16 protein-coding genes are annotated in these 17,471 nt (G+C 69.7%); 5 read left to right on the top strand and 11 right to left on the bottom strand.

What is annotated here, in order from left to right:
• Positions 1-40 precede the first annotated feature (40 nt).
• Positions 41-1,729, bottom strand: coding sequence for an EAL domain-containing protein (locus BGO20_RS19230; RefSeq protein WP_291659082.1), 1,689 nt, complete (start codon positions 1,727-1,729; stop codon positions 41-43).
• Positions 1,730-1,903: 174 nt separating this feature from the next.
• On the opposite strand from BGO20_RS19230, the gene BGO20_RS19225 reads away from it, so the two are divergent.
• Positions 1,904-2,098, top strand: coding sequence for a hypothetical protein (locus BGO20_RS19225; RefSeq protein WP_291659081.1), 195 nt, complete (start codon positions 1,904-1,906; stop codon positions 2,096-2,098).
• Between the two features lie 94 nt (positions 2,099-2,192).
• On the opposite strand, the gene rpmF is transcribed toward BGO20_RS19225, so the two are convergent.
• Together rpmF and mtgA are read right to left on the bottom strand one after the other, a co-directional pair.
• Complete coding sequence (gene rpmF / locus BGO20_RS19220; RefSeq protein ID WP_038363858.1) at positions 2,193-2,378, bottom strand: 50S ribosomal protein L32; 186 nt, start codon at positions 2,376-2,378, stop codon at positions 2,193-2,195.
• 177 nt (positions 2,379-2,555) lie between these two features.
• Entirely contained in the window at positions 2,556-3,212 is a 657-nt protein-coding gene (gene mtgA / locus BGO20_RS19215; RefSeq protein WP_465246059.1) for a monofunctional biosynthetic peptidoglycan transglycosylase, read from the bottom strand.
• Positions 3,213-3,335: 123 nt separating this feature from the next.
• On the opposite strand from mtgA, the gene BGO20_RS19210 reads away from it, so the two are divergent.
• Positions 3,336-4,283 carry a polyprenyl synthetase family protein gene (locus BGO20_RS19210; RefSeq protein WP_291659080.1) on the top strand — a complete coding sequence of 316 codons (948 nt, stop codon included), beginning with the start codon at positions 3,336-3,338 and terminating at the stop codon, positions 4,281-4,283.
• A gap of 84 nt (positions 4,284-4,367) precedes the next feature.
• Here the strand turns inward: BGO20_RS19210 and BGO20_RS19205 are convergent, their stop codons facing one another.
• A complete protein-coding gene (locus tag BGO20_RS19205; RefSeq protein WP_291659079.1) occupies positions 4,368-5,627 on the bottom strand; it encodes a histidine kinase in 1,260 nt (419 codons plus the stop codon).
• 51 nt (positions 5,628-5,678) lie between these two features.
• Complete coding sequence (locus BGO20_RS19200) at positions 5,679-6,971, bottom strand: adenylosuccinate synthase (protein WP_291659078.1); 1,293 nt, start codon at positions 6,969-6,971, stop codon at positions 5,679-5,681.
• Positions 6,972-7,278: 307 nt separating this feature from the next.
• On the opposite strand from BGO20_RS19200, the gene BGO20_RS19195 reads away from it, so the two are divergent.
• Complete coding sequence (locus BGO20_RS19195) at positions 7,279-8,487, top strand: M20 aminoacylase family protein (protein ID WP_291659077.1); 1,209 nt, start codon at positions 7,279-7,281, stop codon at positions 8,485-8,487.
• Positions 8,488-8,606: 119 nt separating this feature from the next.
• Positions 8,607-9,185, top strand: coding sequence for a tyrosine phosphatase family protein (locus BGO20_RS19190; protein WP_291659076.1), 579 nt, complete (start codon positions 8,607-8,609; stop codon positions 9,183-9,185).
• A 22-nt stretch (positions 9,186-9,207) separates the two neighbouring features.
• Here the strand turns inward: BGO20_RS19190 and BGO20_RS19185 are convergent, their stop codons facing one another.
• The gene (locus BGO20_RS19185) at positions 9,208-10,926 is read right to left on the bottom strand and encodes a mucoidy inhibitor MuiA family protein (RefSeq protein WP_291659075.1); all 1,719 of its coding nucleotides are present in this window, start codon (positions 10,924-10,926) and stop codon (positions 9,208-9,210) included.
• A 189-nt stretch (positions 10,927-11,115) separates the two neighbouring features.
• Positions 11,116-11,997 carry a type 1 glutamine amidotransferase gene (locus BGO20_RS19180; RefSeq protein WP_291659074.1) on the bottom strand — a complete coding sequence of 294 codons (882 nt, stop codon included), beginning with the start codon at positions 11,995-11,997 and terminating at the stop codon, positions 11,116-11,118.
• Between the two features lie 115 nt (positions 11,998-12,112).
• Between BGO20_RS19180 and BGO20_RS19175 the strand changes: the two genes are divergently transcribed.
• Entirely contained in the window at positions 12,113-13,033 is a 921-nt protein-coding gene (locus BGO20_RS19175) for a DMT family transporter (protein WP_291659073.1), read from the top strand.
• A gap of 7 nt (positions 13,034-13,040) precedes the next feature.
• Here the strand turns inward: BGO20_RS19175 and bla are convergent, their stop codons facing one another.
• From bla to BGO20_RS19155, 4 genes are all read right to left on the bottom strand, one after another.
• Positions 13,041-14,042 carry a class A beta-lactamase gene (bla, locus tag BGO20_RS19170; RefSeq protein ID WP_291659072.1) on the bottom strand — a complete coding sequence of 334 codons (1,002 nt, stop codon included), beginning with the start codon at positions 14,040-14,042 and terminating at the stop codon, positions 13,041-13,043.
• A 63-nt stretch (positions 14,043-14,105) separates the two neighbouring features.
• On the bottom strand, positions 14,106-14,360 hold the full coding sequence (locus BGO20_RS19165) for a DUF1902 domain-containing protein (RefSeq protein ID WP_291659071.1): 255 nt from the start codon (positions 14,358-14,360) through the stop codon (positions 14,106-14,108).
• Between the two features lie 2 nt (positions 14,361-14,362).
• Positions 14,363-15,952: a phosphoglycerate dehydrogenase gene (gene serA, locus BGO20_RS19160; RefSeq protein ID WP_291659070.1), complete on the bottom strand. Its 1,590-nt coding sequence runs from the start codon at positions 15,950-15,952 to the stop codon at positions 14,363-14,365.
• Between the two features lie 223 nt (positions 15,953-16,175).
• Entirely contained in the window at positions 16,176-17,354 is a 1,179-nt protein-coding gene (locus BGO20_RS19155) for a phosphoserine transaminase (protein WP_291659069.1), read from the bottom strand.
• Between the last annotated feature and the right edge of the window lie 117 nt (positions 17,355-17,471).

The following is a 17,471-nucleotide window of genomic DNA, read 5'->3' as shown; positions in this document are numbered from 1 at the left end:
CTGGGACCGGCGGGCCTTCGCCTGCCGCGCCCGGCGCGCTTCAGCAGGCGGCGCGGCGGCGTTCCGGCTCGACCATCGGCATCAGCTCGGCCCGGCCGACGAGATGGCCCTGCAGATAGGTGATGCCCCAGTCGCGCAGCATCGTCGCCTGCAACTCGTCGTCGACCCATTCCGCCACCGTCTCGACGCCGAGATGGTGGGCGAGATCGATCAGCGTGCGGACGTAGAAGCGGTCGTCGGTCGAGCGGCGCAGGTTCTGGGTGAAGGCGCCGTCGATCTTCAGGATGTCGACCGGGAAGGCGCGCAGATGCTTCAGCGAGGTGTGGCCCGCGCCGAAATCGTCGATCGCGATGCGGGTTCCGCAATCCTTGATGCGGCCGAGCAGCTTCGCCAGCCGCGCGGGGTCCTCGATCGTCGCCGTCTCCGTCACCTCGACGATCAGGCGTGAAGCGAGGTTGCGGGCCGTGCCGGCGAGCGACAGGAAGGCGCCGAGCCATTCCGGGTCGCCGAGCGAGACGGGCGAGACGTTGATCGAAAGCCTGAGCGCCGGGTCCGCGGCCAGCAGGGCCAGCGCCAGCTCCAGCACGCGATGGTCGAACAGGCGCACGAGGCCGCGGCGCTCCAGCAGCGGCACGAGCTCGGCCGAGGCGAAGAACAGCCCGGCCTCGGGCTGGCCGACGCGCAGCAAGGCTTCGTGGAAGGCCGGCTCGCGCGTGCGCGCCGAGACTACGGGCTGCAAGGCGAGCCGCACGCGGTGCTCGTTCAGGGCCGTGACGGCCTGGACGTCGAGCCCGCTGCGCTCGGCCCTGTCCTGCCTGCGGCGCTGGGGCCGGGCGACGACGACATCGTCGGCGGCGCTGGCCCGGGCGGTGGCGAGGGCGCCTTCGGCGGCGGCCAGCAACTCGCCGGCATGGCTGCCGAGCTCGGGGGCATGGGCCGCGCCGACCCGCAGCCGCACCAGCGCGATGCCATGGCTGGTCTCGATGGCCGATTCCGCCACCACCTTGATGAAGCGGCGCGCGGCCGAATCGATCTGGTCGCGCGGGCAGGCGGAGAGGATGATCGCGAAGCTGTTGCCGGCGTAGCGGACGAGATGGTCGCGCCGGCGCGTCACCGAGCGCAGCCGCTCGTGCACGGTGGCGACGATCTCGTCGGTGGCCTCATGGCCGAAGTCGTCGTTGAGGCGGGCGAGTTCGTCGATCGCCGCGACGAGGACCACGACAGGCCGCTCCTGGGGCAGGTGTTCCTGCAGGACGAGGCCGATCTGGTCGACCAGTGCCGGACGGTCGCAGAGGCCGCTGCCGGTCTCGTCCAGCTCGCCGGTCCGCGCGGCCCGCTCGAGACGCAGCACGCCGCGCGCGCGGGCGGGCCGGCCGTCGCTGCCGGCGAACCAGCGGCCGGTGTCGTCGGCCCACATCTTCCGGCCGGCGAGGTCGACGGCATAGCGGGTGCGGTAGAGCACGCCTTCGCCCTGGTCCTGCTCGCTGGTGCCGAAGATCGCATCGTAGCGGCTCGGGCCGCTACCGGGCTCGACCAGGCCGGCGAAGCCGATGCCGCGCAGCATCGCCCGGTCGGGCAGGGCGCCGAGCACCTCGGCCGCGTTCGGCCCCCATTTCAGCACGTCGCTGTGGATGTCCCAGCTGTAGACGACTTCACCGATCGAGGAGAGCAGGCCTCTGGGGTCGACCGCAGGTTCTTTGCGGAAGCTGAAGAGCGACGGGGCGGGCATCGCGGGCGGCCTCGATCAAGACAGCACGCTCCGCGCCGTCCTGGTGCGGTTCGCCTGTCCCAGTGTGGGGAAACGTCTCCAAACGATGCGAGGATTCTGATTAACACGGCGTTAAGTCTGGCCGCCGGCTTGCAACCTGCCGTTCCGTCACATCGCCATGTGCCGGAGTGAGACATGTTGCGTAGCGAGGAGACGGTGGAGCAGGGCAGGCAAGGCGCCGGCGCCTCTGCGCTGCTGCTGCTGCAGGCCGCCGCCGCCCAGGCGCGGATCGGCCCCTTTGCCGCGAGGGAGCGGGCGACGCCACAATCGGCCGCGGCGCTCTATCGCAGGGCGGCGTGCCTGGCTCGCGCCGGGAGCGTTGGACGCTGAGGGCCTGCCGGCGGCAGGCAAAGAAAAACCGGCCTCTCGGCCGGTCTCGTCATGCTGAGGCAAAGGCCGGACGCGGCGTCCGGCCAGGTCGCCCTCAGGCGTCGGCCTTGACCTTGAGGACCTGGCGGCCGCGATACATGCCGCTCTTCAGGTCGACATGGTGCGGGCGGCGCAGTTCGCCGGAGTTCTTGTCCTCGATATAGGTGGGCTGCTTCAGCGCGTCGGCCGAGCGGCGCATGCCGCGCTTCGACGGCGACGTCTTCTTCTTCGGAACGGCCATTGTACTCTCCATCGTGCCGCCGCCCGGAAGCGCTGGCCCAAAGCCGCACCCCCGCCACGACGACGGATCAATCTCGTGAGGCGTTGCCCATACACGCTTGAGGCCACGATGGCTAGAGCCCCATGTGAAAAAGTGGCCGGCGCGTCCTGGCACCACCTGGAAGCCCGGCCTTCGGCCTCAATCGGGCAGGGCGCAGTTGCCGAGCGGGCCGAGCTGGACCATGCGGCGCTGCACCCGCCCGGCGGCCGATTGCAGAGCCCGGCTCGGCTTGCCGGGATTGCGCAGGAGCGGATTGGGCAGGGCTCCGGCGAGGCGGGCGGCCTCTGTCGGGGTGAGTCGGGCCGCGGATTTGCGGAAGTAGCGCTGCGCCGCCGCCTCGGCACCGAACAGCCCCTCGCCCCATTCGGCGACGTTGAGATAGACCTCGATGACGCGCTGCTTGCCCCAGACCAGGTCGATTGCCATGGCGATGGGGATCTCCAGCCCCTTGCGGAGATAGGAGCGGCCCGGCCAGAGAAAGACGTTCTTGGCCGTCTGCATGGTCAGGGTCGAGGCGCCGCGGCGGGGCCCGTCCTCATCTTCCATCACCGCATTGAGCTCGACCCAATCGACGCCGCGATGGTTGCAGAAGCGCTGGTCCTCGGAGGCGATCACGGCCCGGACCAGGTTCGGCGAGATCTGCTGGAGCGGTACCCAGTCGCGCTCGACGGTCTGCAGCGTCAGCCAGCGGCCGAGCATCAGTGTCGAGGGCACCGGCAGGAAACGATAGAGCACCAGGGCGGCGGCAAGGGCCAGGACGAGCCAGACCGCCAGCCTCAGGCACCATCCGATCACCCAACCCAGCAGACCGTCCCCCGTTTCGCGCCGCGCGGCGCGTGCCCGGCATCGCCGGCACCTTGACGATGCGGCGAAGGTCCGGCAAGGCCCCCGTCCCGGCAGCGAACGCGAGATCGGCGCATGAGTTCCGTCACACCCCCCGCCATGGGGAGCAGTCTCGCCCCGCGCCTCGCGGAGAACGCCGAGGCGATCGAGGCCCTGCTGGAAAGCCTGCTCGCCATGACGCCGGGAGAGGGCGAGATCGCACGGCCGGAGCGCCTTGTCGCCGCGATGCGGCATGGGGCGCTTGCCGGCGGCAAGCGGCTGCGGCCCTTCCTGACGGTCGAGACGGCTCGGCTCTTCGGCGTCCCGCAGGAGCAGGCGCTGCGGGCGGGCGCGGCCGTCGAGCTGCTGCATTGCTATTCGCTGGTCCATGACGACCTGCCGGCGATGGACGACGACGATCTGCGCCGGGGCCGGCCCACGGTGCACAGGGCCTTCGACGAGGCGACGGCGATCCTGGCGGGGGATGCCTTGCTGACGCTGGCCTTCGACGTGCTGGCCGACCCGGCGACGCACGCCTCCGGCGAGGTGCGTGCGGCTCTGGTGCGGGCGCTCGCCCGGGCGTCCGGCCTTGGCGGAATGGTCGGTGGACAGATGTTCGACCTCGCCGCCGAAGGGCGGTTCGAGGCGCAGAAGCGTGCGCTGACCGAGGCCGAGATCCGGCGCCTGCAGGGGATGAAGACCGGCGCCCTGCTGGCGGCGAGCGTCGAGATCGGCGCGCGCCTCGGCGGGGCCGATGCCGCGGCGCTCAAGGCGCTCGACGCCTATGGCCGGGCCCTGGGCGCGACCTTCCAGGTCGCCGACGACATCCTCGACGTCGAGGCCGACGCCGCCCAGATGGGCAAGGCGACGGCGAAGGACGCCGCCAAGGGCAAGGCGACGCTGATCGGCGTGCTCGGGCTCGGCGGCGCCCGGCAGGAGAGGGACCGGCTCGGCGAGGTCGCGGTCACGGCTCTCGCCGGATTCGGGCCCGATGCGGATGTGCTGCGCGCCGCCGCGCGCTTCGCCGCGCAGCGGCAGAGCTGAGGTTCCAGATCGACGCGGCCGTCCGGGGTCGGAGCCGCGGACGCAGCCTGCCCGAGGCGACCCGGGCGCGCCGAAAAGGCGGCCCTACTGCCAGCGGCCGAAGGCGTCGCCGAGGGTCTGGGCGCCCGAGACGCCCTTCTCGAACGTGATGATGCCGCGCCGGCCCGAGGTGAACAGCACCGGCAGGTCGATCCAGCTGCGGTTCAGGATGAGGTCGGTGTTGCGCTCGACCTCGACCGGCACGTTCGACAGGGCCACGACGAACAGATTGTCGCCGAGTGCCGAGTTGATCGCGGACAGGGGCGCGCCGCGCTCGCCTTCGGCGGTCTTGAACTGCGGCACGCCGACTTCCTTGACCGCCTGCGACGGATCGCCGCTGTTGGTGAAGCGCAGGCCGATGATGTGCGAAGCGGGGAAGGCCGTGTCGGTGTTCCGCCGGATGGTGAAGTCGAGATTCATGCCGGCATCGGGGATCTCGATGGTGGCGCGCACGATGGTCTCGACCGGGCGGCCCTGGCCGGCGCTTTCGCTGTCCAGGCGCCAGAAGACGCGGCCGTTCACGGCGCGCGGCTGCTGCGGATTGTCCGGCGTCTCGATGTAGAGGATGGCGCGCTGCGCGACGGCGATCTCGCCGCCGGGCTGCTGCACCGGCGTGCCGGGAGCGTTGCTGGCCGCGTTGCCGCTGCGTCCCTGGGCGGGAGCGTTCGGCTCGCCGACGCGGTCGCCGATCTTGCCGGCGTTGTCGGGCTGTGCGGGCTGCTGCTGAGAGGCGGTTTCCGTGCCTGGCCGCGGCGTTTCCTGCGGCTTGAGCTTGTGGACATAGATCGCCGTGCCGGCGATCGCCGCGACGGCGACGGCCACGACGGAGCCGACCACGATGGTGCGGATGTGGCCCGGCTTCACCCGCGGCTCGCGCGGTGGCATCACCCGGGGCCGCGCCGGCTGGGGGTCGGCCGGCTCCAGCCGGTCGTCGAGGTCGTGAACCTCGTCGGTGCCGGCCGAATCCGGCTCCTCGGCCCGCGGCAGCGGGGCGAATTCGGGGTGCTTCTTCGGCTCGGGCGGGCGCGGAGGCTGCGCGGCTTCGGGCTGCGGGCGAATCACCGGGCCACGGGTGCCCGGCTGCGGCGCGGCCGCTTCGTCGTATTCGGCCTCGATCCGGGCGACGGCCTCGTCGAGGGTCAGGCGCTCGCGCATGATCTCGGCCTCGCCCAGCGGCGGATCGAGACTGCGCAACTGCGCGACGAGGGCAGCCCGCGCCCGATCGAAGATGGCGCGGCGCGCCTCGGGAGTGTTGTCGGGCAGCCCGGCGACGGCTCGCGCCAGGATCGGGTAGAAATCGGCCATTGGCCTCACTTGTCGCTGATGACGGGTCGCGTCAACCCTCGAAGGGCGGGGTCATCCTTCGAACGGATTGTGGACGAGGATGGTGTCGTCGCGCTCGGGGCTGGTCGAGAGCACGGCGACGGTGGCGCCGATCAGCTCCTCGATGCGGCGGACGTACTTGATCGCCTGCGCCGGCAGATCGGCCCAGGAACGGGCGTTGGCGGTGGAGCCGTCCCAGCCCTCGATCGTCTCGTAGATCGGCTCGACGCGGGCCTGGTCGGCCTGGCCGGCAGGCAGGTGCTCGATGATCTCGCCGTCGAGCCGGTAGCCGACGCAGACCTTGATCTCCTTGAAGCCGTCGAGGATGTCGAGCTTGGTCAGGGCGATGCCGTCGATGCCGGAGGTCTTGACCGTCTGGCGCACGAGGCAGGCATCGAACCAGCCGCAACGGCGCTTGCGCCCGGTGACGACGCCGAATTCCTTGCCCTTGGTGCCGATCAACTCGCCGATCTCGTCGAAGAGCTCGGTCGGGAAGGGGCCCTCGCCGACGCGGGTGGTGTAGGCCTTGGCGATGCCGAGCACGTAGCCGACGGCCGAGGGGCCCATGCCCGAGCCGGTCGCGGCCTGGCCGGCGACGATGTTCGAGGAGGTGACGAAGGGATAGGTGCCGTGGTCGACATCGAGCAGGGCGCCCTGCGCGCCCTCGAACAGGATGCGCCTGCCGGCGCGGCGCTGCCCGTCGAGCAGGGCCCAGACCGTATCGGCGAAGGGCAGGACCTCCGGCGCGATCGCCTTGAGCTGGCCGAGCAGCTCCGCGCCGTCGACCTCGCCGATGCCGAGGCCGCGGCGCAGCGCGTTGTGATGGGCGAGCAGGCGCTCGATCTTGGCCTCGAGCAGGGCCGGGTCCTTCAGGTCGATGACGCGGATGGCGCGGCGGCCGACCTTGTCCTCATAGGCCGGGCCGATGCCGCGCTTGGTCGTGCCGATCTTCATGCCGGCATTCGAGGTCTCGCGGAAATGGTCGAGCTCGCGGTGCAGCGGCAGGATCAGCGTCGCGTTGTCGGCGATGCGCAGGTTGTCGGGGGTGATCGCGACGCCCTGGGCGCGCAGCTTGCCGATCTCCTCGACAAGGTGCCAGGGATCGACGACGACGCCGTTGCCGATGACCGAGAGCTTGCCGGGGCGGACGATGCCGGAGGGCAGCAGCGAGAGCTTGTAGGTGACGCCGTCGATGACCAGGGTATGGCCGGCGTTATGGCCGCCCTGGAACCGCACGACGACATCGGCCTGGCTGGAAAGCCAGTCGACGATCTTGCCCTTGCCCTCGTCGCCCCACTGGGCGCCGACCACCACAACATTCGCCATGAGCGAGGTGTCCCTGCTGTTACCGCGTTGCCTCTCGCAAGCGGCCCGCGCAAATGCAAAACCCCGGCGCAAGGCCGGGGTTTCGGGGCAGGTCCTTGCAAGCCCTCATGGGCCAAGAGGGCGCTCAGGTCAAGTTTTCCGGTGCCCCGGACGGGCCGGCGCCGGGAAAACGCCCGCGAAAGCATGGCAGACCTGCATGATCTGCGCGGTAATCCTGCCGCAATCGCGCGTAAGGGCTAGGATGGCGTCAGGCGCAGGGCGGGACGGTGCCTGCCGGCGCGGACGCAGAAGGGGAAGAACAGCGACCATGACCAAGCTCGACGCCTGGCTCGACCAGCATCACGCCGCGTTCACGGCGATCCGCCGCGACATCCATGCCCATCCCGAACTCGGCCTCGAGGAAGTCCGCACGGCCAAGCTCGTCGCCGATAGCTTGCGCGAATGGGGCGTCGAGGTCACCGAGAATGTCGGCAAGACCGGAGTCGTCGGCGTGATCCGCGGCAACAGGCCCGGCCGCGCCGTGGGTCTGCGCGCCGACATGGACTGTCTCGCCCTCGAAGAGACGACGAACCTGCCCTATTCCTCGAAGAACCCGGGCCGGATGCATGCCTGCGGCCATGACGGGCACACCACCATGCTGCTCGCGGCCGCGCGCTACCTCGCCGAGAACCGCGACTTCGCCGGCACCGTCAACCTGATCTTCCAGCCGGCCGAGGAAGGCCGCGGCGGCGCCAACGCGATGCTGGCCGACGGTCTCTTCGAGCGCTTCCCCTGCGACGCGATCTACGGCCTGCACAACACGCCCGGCATGCCGGTCGGCCATTTCGGCACCACGGTCGGCCCGTTCCTGGCGGCGGCGGATTCGTGGAAGGTCACCTTCCGCGGCGTCGGCGGCCATGGCGGCTCGCAGCCGCACCGCTCGACCGACATCACCTATGCGCAGGCGCATTTCGTCCTCGGCCTGCAGGGCATCGTCGGCCGCAACGTCGCCCCGCTCGATACGGCGGTGATCAGCGTCGGCTACATCCATGGCGGCGACGTCAACGCCTCCAACGTCATCCCCTCCGAACTCGTGCTGGGCGGAACGGCCCGCACCTATTCGCAGGAGGTACGCGACACGGTGGAGCGGCGTATCGCCGAGCTCGCGGCTGCGACGGCGCAGGCCTGGGGCTGCCAGGCGGAGGCCTATTACCACCGCGGCACCAGCCCGCTGGTCAACGAGGCCGAGCAGGTGCGCGTCGGCGTTGCAGCGGCAACCGCAGCGGTCGGCGCCGAGAAGGTCAACGGCCAGCTCCGCCCCGGCACGGGCGGCGAGGATTTCGCCGAGATGATGCTGGTGCGGCCGGGTGCCTTCATGCGGATCGGCAACGGCGTCAATCCGGACGGCTCCTTCGTCGGCCTGCACACGCCGCTCTACGACTTCAACGACGCGATCATCCCGGACGGCGTGCGCTACTGGGTCGGCGTCGTCGATCAGGAGCTCGGGCAGGGCCTGCGCGCCGTCGCGGCGGAGTGAGGACAAGCCAGCGGCCGGCGTCGTCGCCGGCCGCTGGCCTTTCAGGGGAGCGACCCGTTCCGGCGGTTGCGCGCGGCCGTGCCGGTGCCGGACAAGGGGCTCCGCAGCGGAGGCGCGCCATGAAGACCCTCGCCATCTCGACCCTGACGATCTGCGGCATCGAGGAACTGCCCGGCAACAGCGCCCGCGAAGTGACGCATGTGCTTTCGGTGCTCGATCCCGACCGGGCCGAGATCGCGGCCTTCGATGCCTATGGCGAGCATCACCGCGTGACGCTGCGCTTCCACGACATCATCGAGCCGCGCCCCGGCCAGATCATGCCGGCGCCCGAACATGTCGAGGCGATCCTGAACTTCGGCGAGGGCCTGCGCGCGACCGCCGCCTCGCGGTTGAAGGGGCATCTGCTGGTGCATTGCCACATGGGCATCTCGCGCTCGACCGCGGCGATGCTGACGCTGATGGCGCAGGCCGATCCGGCTGAGGGCGAAGACGCTCTCTTCGCGCGGCTGCGCGCGGTTCGCCCGCAGGCCTGGCCGAATTCGGTGATGATCGGCTTTGCCGACGAGCAGCTCGGCCGCGGCGGCCGGCTGACGGAGGCGCTGGGGCGGCACTACGGCCACCAGATCGCCGTGCAGCCGAAGTTCCGGAGCTGGATGAACGATCTCGGCCGCAAGCGCGAGCTCGAAATGGCGGTGTGAGTCACGCCGCCTTGATCCGGCTTCAGTCCGCCGCCTGCGGCAATGGCTGCTCCTCATAGGCGACCTCGCGGTCGCCCGGCCATTTGATGCGGTAGGCGAGGCGGATGTCCTTCTCGCCGCCGGGCGGCAGGTCGAAGGTCCAGGCGGAGACGCCGCGCCTGTCGCCGACCTGCTTCTCGGTCGGCGGCGTGGTCTGGGCGGCGATGGGCTCGACCGCGATCGCGCTGTTCTCCGAGAAGGGGATGCGCTGCAGCACCGTGATCTTGACCGGTTGCGCGTGCAGGCTCTTCACGACGGTGCGGAACTCACGCTGGTCGGTGCGGCTCTGGGCGAGCCAGCGCGGCTCGTTCTCGCGTCGCTTCACCGGGGCATAGCTCACCTTGATGCGATCGTCGGCGCCGAAGCCGAGCGCGACCTCGTCGCCCGGAGCGACGAGATTGAACCGGCCCATGCCGACATAGGTGCCGTCGCGATGCAGCGCGACGCGGCCGGCCAGCAGCGGCGCCTCCTCGCCATGGGTGAAGGCAGCTTCGAGATAGGCCTTCTGCTCCAGCTCCGGCACGGCGCGGGCTGCGAGCGTCGCTTCCGCCTTGCGCTGGCTCAGGGTCACCGTCTTCGGGCTGCCGTCCTGCGGGATCGAGGCGAGGCCGGGCACCTTGAAATTCGCCTGATAGGCGCCGGCTTCGATGGTTGCGACCTGAAGCTCGGCGGGCTTGGGCGCGGCGGCGCGCTGCGACTGTCGCGCCAATGCGTCCGCAGTCGCCTCGGCTTCGGCCTTGGCGCGGGCAGCGGCCATCGGGGCCGGCGCGACGGCGCCGACGCGCCCGCGGCTTTCATAGACCACCGGCGGCTCGAAGAAGGCGACCTGCATCGGGACGAGCTCAGGCGCACGGGTGCCGCCTGTGGAGCGCGTGGTCGAGAGCGTCAGTGCGACGTTGTCCCATGCCTCGCCTGTGCGCTGGCGAATCTCGGCGCGGCGCGTCAGGGCGACCTCCGGCTTTTCGCCGGTCGTGGTCAGGCGCGCCTCATAGGTCGGCGTCCAGCTGGCGCCGCTGACGCGATAGCTCACGGTGAATTCGGCCGCGACCGGCTGGGGGGCCTCGACCGCGATGGCGATGTCGCGCTTCGGCGCGCCGGGCCGGGGGCCCTGCGGATGGGCTCGCTCGAGCGCGGCGATCTCGGCGGCGACATCGGCGAGCTTCGTGCGTTCCGCGCGCAGATCGTTCTGGACCTTGACCAGCGCGGTGCCGATCGCCGCGAACACGGCCGGCCAGTCGGAGACCGGCAGGGCCTTGCCGTCGGGCCCGAGCTTGTCGGGGCCGACCTGGGCGAAGCGCTCGATCGTGGCGCGCTGGGCCTCGATGGCGGCGATGCGGCCCTCATGCTCGCCCTTCTCCTCGCGAAGGGCTTTCAGCCTGTCCTCGACGGTCCTGTCGAGCACGGGCTTCGCCTCGCCCGGCGCGAGGCGGACATCGACGGCACCGACCGAGAAGGCGCCGTCGCCCGCCTTATCCGCGAAGCCCTTGCCCTCGACCCGGATCGAGGCCGGGTCGATCGTCGCCGGCAGGCCGCGCAGCACGATCTGCGAGGCGCCCTGCAGGAGCGAGGCCTTGCCGAGGCGCGTCACCACGGCGCCGTCCGGATAGACGGTGACGCGGTCGATCCGGCTGTCGAGATCGGTCTCGCCGGCCGAGGCCAGCCCCGGCATCAGGAAAAGCGCAGCGGCAATATGGTTTCGCATGACGATCGTCCCCTCCGGATCACGCATGAGGCGCCAAGATTGGCCCGGCGAATTCGGCGCACCCAAGGCGAAATCGCGCCCGATTGCGGATAGAGGCCCGCGGCCACGGCCTCGTCCTGCATTCGCAGGAGCGGCCATTGCGGCGCTGACCGTCGAGCGAAGCTGATCAGCCGGCGGAGCGGAGCGCCGTCACGCCCGGCCGCGCTCGCTGGCGCAGGGCCGGACCCGATGGTCGAGGAAATTGCGAAGTTCGGTGACGCGGCGCGTCGCATCGAGCACCTCGCGGTCGAGACCATGGGCCCAGGCGAGGTCCTGCCGGCCGGGCTCGGCATCGAGCGTGCGCAAATCCTCCAGCCAGTCCCGGGCGGCGGCCTCGTCCTTGCGGAAGCCTTCGGCGATCAGCGACGGGACCATGCGGCCGAGGATGGAGGCGATCAGCCCGAGCGAGAATTCGGGATGGTACTGCACGCCCCAGAAGGTGCCGCCGTCATGCTTGATCTCTGCCGCCTGTACCTGGCTGATGGAATTGGAGGCGAGGATCGTGGTGCCATGCGGCGGCAGCGCCACGGTGTCGAGATGGATCGCGGGAGCGTCGAAGGCGGCGGGCCGCCCGGCCAGTAGGGGATGGCCGCGGCCGATCTCCGTCGGTGCGATGCGCCGCGCGAAGCCGACCTCGCGCCCGTTCGGATTGGCGACCACCGTTCCGCCCGCGGCGACGCAGCCCATCTGTATGCCCCAGCAGGAACCGAAGCAGGGCGTTCCACTGGCGTAGATGGCGCGCATCAGCTCGATCTGGCGGGTGACCGCCGGTTCGATGTCGTAGATGTGCAGGGCCGAGCCGGTGAGGAAGATGCCGTCATAGGATTCGAGTCCATCGCCATCGGGCAGATTGGCGCCTTCGTCGGCGGGGAGGCAGATGTCCGAGACGATGCCGGGCGCGATCGCCGTGATCTCGGCGGCATAGGCTTCCGCCGGGGTCGCGCCATAGTCCCTGACATAGTTCGCGCGCTGCTCGCGCGTGTTGCCGTCGACGAAGAGCAGGCGGAGCGGGCGGTGACCGGTTTCGAGCATGGGTGATTTCCGCAGGGGATGCATCGGACGACGGGCGGGTGTGCGCGCAATCTCATAGGAGGAGCGTGTCGCGCAAGGTTATTGCAGGGGCCCTCCATCGCGACAGGGCGGAAACGTGCACCCAGACCGGACTTCGACGCTGAGCTGGCCGCGACGGGCCTGGAACAACGCCTATCTCCTGATGATCCTGACGACGCTGATCTGGGCCGGCAACGCCGTCGCCAGTCGGCTTGCCGTCGGCAACATCACGCCGATGGCGCTGACCTCGTTCCGCTGGATCGGCGTCTGCCTGATCATGCCGTTCCTGCTGCGCCGGCAGATCGCGGCACACTGGCCGCAGATCAAGGCGCACTGGCCTTTCATCGCCCTGCTCGGCATCACCGGCTTCACCGCCTTCAACACGCTGATGTACATCGCCGCCCATTCGACCTCGGCGATCAATATCGGCATTCTCCAGGGCTCGATCCCGATCTTCGTGCTGCTCGGCGCCTTCGCGGCCTATCGGATTCCGATCGGCGCGATGCAGGCTTTCGGCGTCACCGTGACGTTGCTCGGGGTAGCCGTCACCGCGAGCCGGGGCGACATCCACGCACTCACCAACCTGCGCTTCGTGGCCGGCGACCTGCTGATGATCCTCGCCTGCATCTTCTACGCCGGCTACACCGTGGCCGTGCGCAACCGGCCGCAGATGCCGCCGCTGGTCTTCTTCACCGTCGCGGCCAGCTTCGCCTGCGTGATCGCGCTGCCCCTGCTCGCCATCGAGGTCGGCATCGGCCAGTACCATGCCCCGACGCTGCGGGGCTGGGCCATTCTCGCCTTCACCATCATCGGCCCCTCGATCCTGTCGCAGCTCGCCTTCATGCGCGCGATCGAACTGATCGGGCCGGGGCGCGCCGGCGTCTTCGTCAATCTCGTGCCGGTCTTCGCCCCGATCCTGGCCGTGCTCATCGTCGGCGAGCCGTTCGGCCTGCACCATGCACTGGCGCTGGCGCTGGTGCTTGGCGGCATCTTCATCGCCGAGCGGCTGGGGCGCTGAGGGGCCCTCAGCGCAGCGCCGAAACCGCCAGCTTCGCCACCTCCGCCAGCGCGGCCTCCCGTTGCGGCGCATCGGCGCGCGAGCCGGCGAGGTAGGTCACGATGACGAAGCGGCGCCCGTCCGGCAGGCTGGCGATGCCGATGTCGTTGGTGGCGTGGTTGACGCCGTCCGTGGTCAGGCCCGCGCCGGTGCGGTGCGCGAGGCTGGAGCCGGCGGGCAGACCGGCCTTGATGCGGTCGGCGCCGATCTTCGTCTCGGTGATGATCTTCATCAGGAAGGCGTTGTGCGCCGGGTCGCGCAGCCAGTTGCCGCGGGCGAGCGCCTCCAGGAATTCTGCGCTGGCCTCCGGTGTCGCGGCGTCGCGCTTGTCGGTGAGCGCCTTGGCGAGCGAGGCGATGCGGTAGCGCGGTTTCAGCGCCTTGAGCTTCGCCCGGAAGGCCGGCTCGTCCACCACCTGGTCCCAGCCGAAGCCGGGCAGGCCGTAGATCTCGGGCTGGAACTGACGTTCATAGCGGTCGATGGACATGCCCTGGATGCCGCCGTCGCGCAGCATCCTGGTCACCACCTGCGGCCCGCCGATCTCGCGCATCAGCAGGTCGGCGGCGGTGTTGTCGCTTTCGCCGGCCGCGAGCCGGATCAATTCGCTCAAGGGATAATCGTTGCGCTCGCCCTTGAAGGCTTTGACCAGCGGGCTGTGGAACAGCGAGAAATCCTTGCGGGTGACGGTGATCGGCTGGTCCAGCTTGAACTTGCCGGCCTCGACCTGCTGCAGCACGGCGACCGCCAGCGGCAGCTTGAACACGCTCTGCATCGGGAAGGTCTCGGAACCGCGATGCGACCAGAGCTTGCGGTCGCGCAGGTCCATCAGGGCGATGCCGAGCCGGCCCTTCGAGCGCGTCTCGATGGCGTCGATGCCCTTGTCGAGCTTGTCGCGGTCCCAGTCGGCAAGGGCCGGAACGGCCGTCAGGCAGGCAAGGGCGACGGCGGCAAGGCGGGCAAGGGCAGGCATGGGCGATCCTCTGCGATGGAGCGATCACAGGGCCGTGATATTGCGGCGAGGTTGCGGCAGCCCTCAGGCCGGCTCGCCATTCTCCGCATCGCAGAGCTCCAGCTCGACCGGGCAGCCCTCGATGCCGAAGCATTCCGGCAGGAGCTGCTTCAGCCGCTCGCGCAGCGCCTCCAGCGTCTCGGCCTCGGTGACGATGCCGAGCTCGCCGGTATCCATGGCGTACCAGAGGCCCGCCGCCTCGTCGCGGCGGACCTCGAAGCGGATCGGCTCCGCCGCCCCGGCGGGCGCGGCGACGAGAGCCTTCAGCGGGCCGAGCACGGTCAGAACTTCAGCCGCCGGGCGCGCTTGACCATCGGGATCTCGTGGATCCTGTCGAGCAGTTCGTCCGAGATCGGCTCGTCGACCGAGACGTAGCAGATCGCGTCGCCGCCCGGCTTGTCGCGGCCGAGCGCGAAGGTCGCGACATTGACGCCGGCCTCGCCGAGCAGCGAGCCGAACTGGCCGATGAAGCCCGGCTTGTCGGCGTTGCGGACATAGAGCATGTGCGGCGCGAACTCGGCATCCACCGCGATGTCGCGGATCTCGACGATGCGCGGCTTGCCGTCCTGGAACACCGTGCCGGAGGCGTGGCGCGGCATGTCCTCGGCCTCGACGACGATGCGGATGACGCTTTCGAGATTGCCGGCGACCTCGCGGGTCAGTTCCTCGACGACGATGCCCTTCTCCTTCGCCACCATGGCCGAATTGACCATGTTGATCTCGGGCAGGAAGGGCCTGAGCACGCCGGTGATCGCGGCAGCCGAGATCGCCTTGAGGTTGAGGGCAGCGACCGCGCCCTCGTACTCGATGCGGATGCCCTTGACCGGGGCCTCGGTGAGCTGGCCGAGGAAGGAGCCGAGCTTCTCGGCGAGATCGACGAAGGGCTTCACGCGCGGCGCTTCTTCCGCCGTGATCGAGGGGAAGTTGACTGCGTTGGTGATGGCGCCCTTCAGCAGGTAGTCGCTCATCTGCTCGGCGACCTGCAGCGCGACATTCTCCTGCGCCTCGTTGGTGGAGGCGCCGAGATGCGGCGTGCAGACCACGTTTTCCAGTCCAAACAGCGGGTTCGATTCCGCCGGCTCGACCGAGAACACGTCGAAGGCGGCACCCGCGACATGGCCGGACTTGATCAGATCGGCCAGCGCCTGCTCGTCGACGAGGCCGCCGCGGGCGCAGTTGACGATCCGCACGCCCTTCTTCGTCTTCGCCAGATTCTCGGCCGAGAGGATGTTCTTCGTCATCGCCGTCATCGGGACGTGCAGCGTGATGAAGTCGGCGCGCTTCAGCAGGTCGTCGAGCTCGACCTTCTCGACGCCCAGCGCCACCGCCCGTTCCGGCGAGAGATAGGGGTCATAGGCGATGACGCGCATCTTCAGGCCGATGGCGCGCTCGGCGACGATCGAGCCGATATTGCCGGCGCCGATCAGGCCGAGCGTCTTGGCCGTGATCTCGACGCCCATGAAGCGGTTCTTCTCCCACTTCCCGGCCTGGGTGGAGGTGTCGGCGGCGGGGATCTGCCGGGCGAGCGCGAACATCATGGCGATGGCGTGCTCGGCGGTGGTGATCGAGTTGCCGAAGGGCGTGTTCATCACGATCACGCCGCGCGCGGTCGCGGCGGGGATCTCGACATTGTCGACGCCGATGCCGGCGCGGCCGATGACCTTGAGGTTCTTCGCCTCGCCGAGCAGCTTGGCGGTGACCTTGGTCGCCGAGCGGATGGCGAGGCCGTCATAGTCGCCGATCACGGCGGCGAGCCTGTCCTTGTCCTTGCCCAGCGCAGGATCGAAGGTCACGTCGATGCCGCGATCCTTGAAGATCTGCACGGCGGCGGGGGAGAGGGCGTCGGAAATCAGGACCTTTGGGGCTGTCATAGGATGGCTCCGGAAGGCGCGGCGCTAAGGCGCTCTGCGCTGAGAAAACGGGATGCGGGTTGCCGTCATTGCGAGCGGAGCGAAGCGATCCGGGGGCGGCAGCGCTCTACGGCGCCCTGGATTGCTTCGGAGCTTGCGCTCCTCGCAATGACGGGACTGCCCCGGTCGCGGGTTCCGGGTTCGCGGGCCAAGGCCCGCGCCCCGGAATGACAGGGCTAGGCGCTTACGCCGCCTTCTTGCCGAGCCCTGCCTTGGCCTCGGCGAAAGCATAGGCGATCCAGGGCATGAGCGCCTTGAGGTCGCGCGACTGGACGGTCGCGCCGCACCAGACGCGCAGGCCGGGAGGGGCGTCGCGGTAGTGGCCGAGATCGTAGCCGGCGCCGGCCTTCTCGATGATCGAGACGACCTGCTTGGCGAAGGCCGCCTGTGCGTCCGCCGGCAGGGCGGTCACAGTCGGGTCGGTGAACTTCAGGCACACTGATGTGTTGGAGCGCGTCTTCGGCTTCACGGCCAAAAAGTCGATCCAGTCGTTCTCGCGCACGAACTTGGCGATGACGCGGGCATTGCCGTCGGCGCGCTTCACCAGCCCGTCGAGACCGCCGACCTTCTGCGCCCATTCCAGCGCGTCGATATAGTCCTCGACCGCGAGCATGGAGGGGGTGTTGATGGTCTCGCCGGTGAAGATGCCCTCGATCAGCTTGCCGCCCGAGGTCATGCGAAAGATCTTCGGCAGCGGCCAGGCCGGCTTGTAGCTTTCGAGCCGGGCGACGGCGCGGGGCGAGAGCACGATCATGCCATGCGCGGCCTCGCCGCCGAGCACCTTCTGCCAGGAGAAGGTGACGACATCGAGCTTGGGCCAGTCGAGGCGCTGGGCGAAGGCGGCGGAGGTGGCGTCGCAGATGGTCAGCCCCTCGCGATCGTCGGCGATCCAGCTCGCGTCGATGACGCGCACGCCCGAGGTGGTGCCGTTCCAGGTGAAGACGACGTCGCGGTTCTTGGTGTCGACCTTCCTGAGGTTCGGCAATTCGCCATAGGGTGCCTCGAAGGTGCGGACATCCGCGAGCTTGAGCTGCTTGACGACATCGGTGACCCAGCCGGCGCCAAAACTCTCCCAGCTCACCATGTCGACGCCGCGGGCGCCCAACAAACTCCAGAGCGCCATCTCGACGGCGCCGGTATCGGAGGCCGGCACGATGCCGATGCGGTAATCGGCGGGGACCTGCAGCACCTCGCGCGTCAGGTCGATCGCGCGCTTGAGCTTGTCCTTGCCGATCTTGGCGCGATGCGAGCGGCCGAGCGGTGCGTCGGAGAGGTTCTTGAGGGCCCAGCCGGGGCGCTTGGCGCAGGGGCCGGACGAGAAATTAGGCACGCGCGGACGCGTGGTCGGTACGGTGTTCGCCATCGATGTCTCCATCCTTACAGATGGGCGCGCCCCGTTGGGGGGGCGTGTCCCGTCGATGGGGGTAGGATGGGAGGGCGGGGGGAGTCAAGCGCGGCGACGCTGCATCGCATGTTGAGA

This window comes from Allobosea sp. 67-29 (genome assembly GCF_001898115.1).
GTDB lineage: Bacteria > Pseudomonadota > Alphaproteobacteria > Rhizobiales > Beijerinckiaceae > Allobosea.
The sequence above is the reverse complement of the archived record's forward strand: the minus strand, read 5'-3'. Positions and strand labels throughout refer to the sequence as shown.